The organism is Bradyrhizobium denitrificans (genome assembly GCF_013179005.1).
Lineage (GTDB): Bacteria > Pseudomonadota > Alphaproteobacteria > Rhizobiales > Xanthobacteraceae > Bradyrhizobium > Bradyrhizobium denitrificans.
In genome coordinates this window covers 39,651-45,947 of the sequence record NZ_JABFDP010000046.1, presented here as the reverse complement: position 1 = coordinate 45,947, position 6,297 = coordinate 39,651, and the positions used below count along the sequence as shown (strand labels likewise).

The window sequence follows — 6,297 nt, the reverse complement described above, 5'->3', positions numbered from 1 at the left end:
TGGCGGGCCGCGCCAGATAGTGATGATCACTACGTTTACGCCATAGCCCTACCATAGGTGGAAGGACGCTGACGCGGCGCGTTGGCTTGGACAAAGCGGCGCACGCTGTCATGGGTGCCCCTCGTAGCCGCTCCCGGTCAAATCCTCAACCGGAAGACCTGCATCAATCGCCCCAACGCTCGCTGTTGGTGGTCGACTTCACCTACGTGCATACTCGGGCCGGCTTCGTTTACGTCGCCTTCGTGATCGATGCCTTCGCCGGCGGATTCTGGGGTGGAAGGTGAGCAGCTCAGCACGGCCGGCCTCGTCCTCAATGCCTCCAATTCCGGCTTGCCTGGGTTTAAGGGTCGGGACTCATAACCACCACGTGACGGCGGCGGCGAGGTAGATTGCGCCGAGGAAGTTGGTGGCGAGTTTGTCGTAGCGCGTGGCGATGCGGCGATAATCCTTGAGACGGCCGAACATGCGCTCGACGGCATTGCGCCCTTTGTAGAGCGTCTTGGAGAAGCAGCTTTTCCAGCGTCGGTTGGCCTTGGACGGGATATTCGGCACCGCGCCCTGGCGTTCGATCAGGTCGCGGATGGCGTTGCTGTCATAGGCCTTGTCGCCGAGCACGATGGTCCCGGCCGCAAGATCGTTCAACAGGACATCGACCGCACGGCAATCGGCGACCTGGCCGCCGGTCAGCAGGAAGCGGAGCGGCCGGCCTTCGCCGTCGGTGAGGGCGTGGAGCTTGCTGTTGCGGCCGCCCCGGCTGATCCCGATCGCCTGGACGAGCGCCCCCCTTTCCGCCGCCCGCCGAGCGGTGCGCCTTCATGTGCGTGCTGTCGATCAGAACCTCGGCCGGTGGTCCGCCCGCCGCTGCCAGCGTCACGAACAGCTCCTGCCACACGCCCTTCGCCGCCCAGCGCACGAACCGGTTGTAGAGCGTCTTCCTCGGTCCGTAGCAGGCCGGCGCATCGACCCAGCGACCGCCCGACTTCACGACATGGATGATGCCGCTGATCACCCGCCGATCATCAACCCGGGCAACGCCGCGCACCTTGCTCGGCAGCAGCGGCCGAAGCCGCTCGAACTGCTCTTCACTCAACCAGAATTCGCTCAAATCCACGCTCCTGCTGTTGCAGAGCCTGAATCACATCCGAGCCGCCATGGGAATCCTGTTTATGGGTCCGGACCCTGGGCTGGGGTGGCCATCGCACCTAGCGGCTAAAGGGTGGAGTCGCGAAGCTCCCACCGCTGGCCGACTGGCAGCGTCGTAACGTGCGCTGGTCAGCGAAACAGTTCCGGTCGAACGCACAGGCGAGATCATCTCGCCTGTGCGTTCGAAACGATCAAAGATAGCTCGTCAGGATACCGATGCCGGCAAGCGCTATAATGCTGCCGCTGGTCCGAAGCGCGACACGAGACGTTCGTGCGCCGATCCTGCCGATGCCAAGTGCGATGCCGATACCGACGACGTGCAACAAGGCGGTCGCCAGCATGAAGCCCATCGCATACTCGAAACCGGATGCGTCAACCGGCATCTCGGCGCCGTGCGCATGGCCGTGGAATATGGCGAAGAAGCCAACCAATCCCATCGCAGCGATCGTCGGTAGGCTCCATTGCATCGCAACAGCCAAGCCAAGCACGATGACGGAAGCCGCGATGCCGAGCTCCACATATAGCAACGGCACGCCAGTGATGCCGAGCACGCCGCCCACACCTATCATCAGCACGAAGGCTGTCGGCACCAGCCACAGCGCGCGGCCCCCGAGATAGGCTGCGAACATGCCGACCGCCACCATCGCCAAAATGTGGTCGATGCCAATGACCGGGTGGCCGAAGCCGTGCATGAAGCCATGGGTATCGCCGACGCCGACATGCGCGAAAGCGGTAACTGGAAGTCCAGCGATAGCGAGCCCCAGAAGGGCAGGTTTAAGGGTCGATTTCATGTCTAACTCCTCCAAAAGATGCCCAGTTGCATGACCAGATGCGGCGGCCCGGGCCATGACCGCTTATCGCCCCCACGGAGCGAATTCATTCAAAGCCGCGCTTGCGACGCCTGGGTGCCGAGCCAGTCGTACCAATCGCCGAGTCCCTCTCCCGTCCGAGCCGACACGCTGAACGTGACGATCTCCGGATTGACCTGGCGCGCATTGGCGTTAGCGATATCCACGTCGAAATCGACATGCGGCAAAAGATCGATCTTGTTGATGACCATGATCTCTGCAGCCCTGAACATGTGCGGATACTTCAGCGGCTTGTCGTCACCCTCGGTGACCGAGAGGATGACTACCTTGGCGTGCTCGCCGAGATCGAACATCGCCGGGCAGACGAGGTTGCCAACATTCTCGATTATGACGACGGAGCCGAAGGCCGGCTTCAGCTCGGCGAGCCCCTTGGCCACCATGTCGGCTTCGAGATGGCAGCCGGCGCCGGTGTTGACCTGGACAGCAGCAGCGCCCGCGGCGCGGATACGCTCACCGTCATTGGCGGTCGCCTGATCGCCCTCAATGACCGCGATCGGGATCTTGTCCTTGAGGTCGCGGATGGTGCGCTCGAGCAGCGTCGTCTTGCCGGAGCCTGGCGAGGAAACAAGGTTCAACGCCAGGATTTCGCGGCCGGCGAACCAGCCACGGTTCCTGGCCGCGAGCGCGTCGTTCTTGGCCAGGATCCGGGTCTCGAGTTCGATGACCGAGGAATGGCCATGGCTGTGCGGGTGATCATGGTCGTGCGGATGGTCGTGACCGTGCAACTCCACGTCGTCATGGGCGTGATCGTCATGGTGGTGATGCTCATGCGCATGCTCCGAACGATGATCGTGCCCGTGCTCATGGCCATGAATATGATCATGGGCATGGCCGTGCGGATGTTCATGATCATGGACATGGCCGTCGCCATGGTCGTGCCTGTGGTCATGACCATGCCGATGCACCATGTCATCGCCATGCGCATGCATGTGAGGGCGCTCATCGTCGAGAGTGGTCTCCTCACCTGTCTGCAGGTTGAGGAGTCGGGTTTCGGCCTTGGAGCCGCAGCCACAGGTTCCGCACATCAGGCAGCCTCCTCGATTTCCATTTCCCGGATCTTCAGTTCTTCCCCAGCAAGTCGGTCGATGGCGCGCGAGCCGCAGGCGCAAGCCTGGTAGAGGGATGTGGTCTTGAACGCCTCGCCGCAAGACCGGCAGCGTGCGAGACCGGCTATTTTCTGGATGTCGAGCAGCGCGCCGTCGAGCAGCGTACCCTTGGCGACGATGTCGAAGCAGAACAGGATCGCGTCGGGCATCACTCCGGAGAACTGCCCGACATCGAGCGTCACGCGCTTGACGCGCCGTCCCTTCGCCGCCTCCTCGACGATCTTCACGATGTTGCGTGTAATCCCGAGTTCGTGCATCGGACCCCGTTCTCAACAGATGCGTGGAAGCTGTTCACCAATCAGCATATCGACGATGCGCTTCCCGCCGAAGACAGTCTGCATGGTGACGCGCGCTGGAATTCCCCCGCTGGCATGGCCGATCAGGGCTGCTCCCGCGCCAAGCGGATGGGCGCGCATTGCCGCAAGCGCGGCTTCGATCTCGGCAGGCGGCACAGCGATGACCACCTTGCCCTCGTTGGCGAGATAGAGAGGATCAAGCCCGAGAATCTCGCAGAAGCCGCGCACCTCTTCACGCAGCGGCGTCGCCGCCTCGTCGATTTCGATCGACAGCGCGGAGGCCTCCGCCATCTCATTGAGCACCGTGGCGAGGCCGCCGCGGGTGGCGTCGCGGATGCAGCGTGTTCCAGGCGCCGCTCGTAGAAGGGCCTCGATCAGCCCGTGTAGGGCGGCGCAGTCGCTGGCGACTTCAGTCTTCAGCGCAAAATCGCCTCGGGCCGCGAGGATCGCTGCGCCGTGGTCGCCGAGCAGTCCGTTCACCAGTATGCCATCTCCGGGTTTGATCTGGTGAATGCCGAGGTCAATCTGGGACGGGATCACGCCGATGCCGGTCGTTGTGATAAAGAGCTTGTCGCAGGCGCCCCGCTGGACGACTTTGGTATCGCCAGTCACGATCCGCACACCTGCCATTCTCGCCGCTTCAGCCATGGAATTCGCAATCCCGCGCAAAGCATCGAGCGGCATTCCTTCCTCGATGACGACGGCGCAGGACAGATAAAGCGGCTTGGCGCCGCCGACGGCCAGATCGTTGATCGTGCCGCAGACCGCGAGCTTGCCGATATCGCCCCCGGGGAAGAACAGCGGATCGACGACGAAGGAGTCCGTGGTGAAGGCGAGCCGGTCGCCATAGCGGGCAAGCGCCGCGAGGTCGAGCCGCGCCTGATCCTCCAGTACATCCGGCGCCTTGGCATCGCAGAAGGCGCTGACGAAGACGTCGTCGATCAGATCCTTCATGGCCTTGCCGCCACCGCCATGCGCCAGTGTGACGGCTGGCACATGGACTCGGCCGAGCGAGCGCCGCGGGGGCAGGTCCAGAAGGTTCATGACACTACGGCCTCTTTCTCGGGAGTGTTGCTACGTTTAATCCCGCCATACTGGTAGTAGGCCGAGCAGGCTCCTTCCGGGGAAACCATTAGCGCGCCAAGCGGCGTTTCCGGCGTGCAGAGGGTACCGAACACCTTGCACTGCCAAGGCTTCAGAACGCCCTTGAGCACTTCTCCGCATTGGCAGGATTTAGGGTCGGCGATCTTGACATTTGGGATGGCGAATTTCCGCTCTGCATCAAAGCGGGCGTATTGATCACGCACTTTGACGCCGGAATGGTCAATCGAGCCGAGGCCACGCCATTCGAAGAACTCGCGCAGTTCATAGACCTCCGCAACAGCGGCGAGTGCAGGATGGTTCCCGGCTTCAGGAACAATGCGCGCGTACTGGTTTTCGATCTCGGCACGGCCCTCCTTGATCTGTTTCAGGAGCATCCAGATCGACTGCAAGACATCGAGGGGTTCGAATCCCGCGATGACCATTGGACGCTTGTAGAACTCGGCGATGAATGCGTAGGGCGCGGTGCCAATCACCATTGACACATGGCCTGGTCCGAGGAACCCGTCGAGGTGAAGATCTGGGCTATCGAGTATCGCCTTGATAGTCGGAACGATGGTGATGTGATTGCAGAAGACCGAGAAATTCTGGATTCCATCGGCCTCGGCCTGCAGCACAGTCAGCGCGGTTGACGGCATAGTGGTCTCGAAGCCCAGCCCGAAGAAGACCACCTCGCGATCCGGATGCTTGCGCGCGAGAGCCAGTGCGTCCATGGGCGAATAGACCATCCGCACATCCGCCCCGTCGGCCTTGGCCTGCATGAGGCTTTTCTTCGATCCGGGCACGCGCATCGCGTCGCCAAAGGTGGTGAAGATCACCCCGGGCCGCTCGGCGATCGCGACGCAATCATCGACCCGTCCCATGGGCAACACACAAACGGGGCAGCCAGGCCCGTGCACCAGTTCGATCGAGGAAGGCAGCATGCCTTCCAGGCCATAGCGGAAGATCGAATGCGTATGGCCGCCGCACACCTCCATGAGTTGGAGCGGCCGCGTCTTTGTCGTCTCGATCTGGTCGGCCAGCGTTTCGATTTCGCGGACCAGCGTCCTGGCCTTGTCGCGGTCACGGAATTCGTCGGCGAATTTCATTGCATGGCCTCCCTGTTAGCCGCCGAGCCGCGCTCGTCCGCAAGCAGGGTGTGCACCAGATCCCACAGGATGTGATAGGCGGCGACGTGACATTCCTGAATGCGATGGATGGATGTGGACGGGACGACAAGACAATGATCGACCGCGCCGGATGACTTCATCTTGCCGCCGTCGCCGCCGGTGAGCCCGATCGTGGCAACGCCGAGTTCCTTGGCCTTGACGAATGCGGCGATCAGGTTTTGCGAGTTCCCGCTTGTCGAGATGCCGATCAGCGCATCGCCCTTGCGGGCATGTGCCACGAGCTGACGAACGAATACATGATCGAAGCCTAGGTCGTTGCCGACTGCCGAGATCATAGCGAGATCGGCCACCAAATTGGTGGCCGCGAGCGCCGGCCGCCCTGCCGTGATAGGGTGCACAAACTCGACGGCGACATGGCTCGCATCGCAGCTCGAGCCGCCATTGCCCATCGAGAACAGCTTGCCGTTCCGCCGATAGACGTTGGCCAGTGTTCCTGCAGCGGCGACCAGAACTTCAGACTGGTCACCAAAGAAGCGCTCGTTGGTTTCTCGCGAGTCGCGCGCCTTCTCCGCCACCGAGTGGAGAAGGGCGGCATTCAGCTTTTCGGGATTCTGTGCCGTCCCGTGAAGGAAGGGGTAGAGGCCCCGCAGTACGCCTTCGTTGGACATATCTG

7 protein-coding genes and 1 pseudogene are annotated in these 6,297 nt (G+C 62.3%); 1 reads left to right on the top strand and 7 read right to left on the bottom strand.

The window, feature by feature from the left end; translation table 11 throughout:
• Positions 1 to 182: 182 nt before the first annotated feature.
• Positions 183 to 298, top strand: a pseudogene (locus HL671_RS38615) (DDE-type integrase/transposase/recombinase); the annotation flags it as partial.
• A 56-nt stretch (positions 299 to 354) separates the two neighbouring features.
• Here HL671_RS38615 and HL671_RS34980 read toward each other — a convergent pair.
• The 7 genes from HL671_RS34980 to HL671_RS34950 form a co-directional block, all read right to left on the bottom strand.
• A protein-coding gene (locus HL671_RS34980) for an IS5 family transposase (protein ID WP_210264229.1) occupies positions 355 to 1,105 on the bottom strand; the annotation gives its coding sequence in 2 pieces (ribosomal slippage) (positions 355 to 772 and positions 771 to 1,105; 753 coding nt in all).
• Positions 1,106 to 1,334: 229 nt separating this feature from the next.
• Positions 1,335 to 1,934: a HupE/UreJ family protein gene (locus HL671_RS34975; protein ID WP_172243038.1), complete on the bottom strand. Its 600-nt coding sequence runs from the start codon at positions 1,932 to 1,934 to the stop codon at positions 1,335 to 1,337.
• An 89-nt stretch (positions 1,935 to 2,023) separates the two neighbouring features.
• A complete protein-coding gene (gene hypB, locus HL671_RS34970) occupies positions 2,024 to 3,037 on the bottom strand; it encodes a hydrogenase nickel incorporation protein HypB (RefSeq protein ID WP_172243035.1) in 1,014 nt (337 codons plus the stop codon).
• Complete coding sequence (locus tag HL671_RS34965; RefSeq protein WP_012040813.1) at positions 3,037 to 3,375, bottom strand: hydrogenase maturation nickel metallochaperone HypA/HybF; 339 nt, start codon at positions 3,373 to 3,375, stop codon at positions 3,037 to 3,039. Before HL671_RS34965 ends, hypB begins: the two co-directional genes overlap by 1 nt.
• Before the next feature lie 12 nt (positions 3,376 to 3,387).
• Entirely contained in the window at positions 3,388 to 4,458 is a 1,071-nt protein-coding gene (hypE, locus tag HL671_RS34960) for a hydrogenase expression/formation protein HypE (RefSeq protein WP_172243032.1), read from the bottom strand.
• Positions 4,455 to 5,603, bottom strand: a complete 1,149-nt coding sequence (gene hypD, locus HL671_RS34955; RefSeq protein WP_172243029.1) for a hydrogenase formation protein HypD — start codon at positions 5,601 to 5,603, stop codon at positions 4,455 to 4,457. The genes hypE and hypD overlap by 4 nt, the downstream gene beginning before the upstream one ends.
• The gene (locus tag HL671_RS34950) at positions 5,600 to 6,292 is read right to left on the bottom strand and encodes a D-sedoheptulose-7-phosphate isomerase (protein ID WP_172243026.1); all 693 of its coding nucleotides are present in this window, start codon (positions 6,290 to 6,292) and stop codon (positions 5,600 to 5,602) included. Before HL671_RS34950 ends, hypD begins: the two co-directional genes overlap by 4 nt.
• Positions 6,293 to 6,297: the final 5 nt, after the last annotated feature.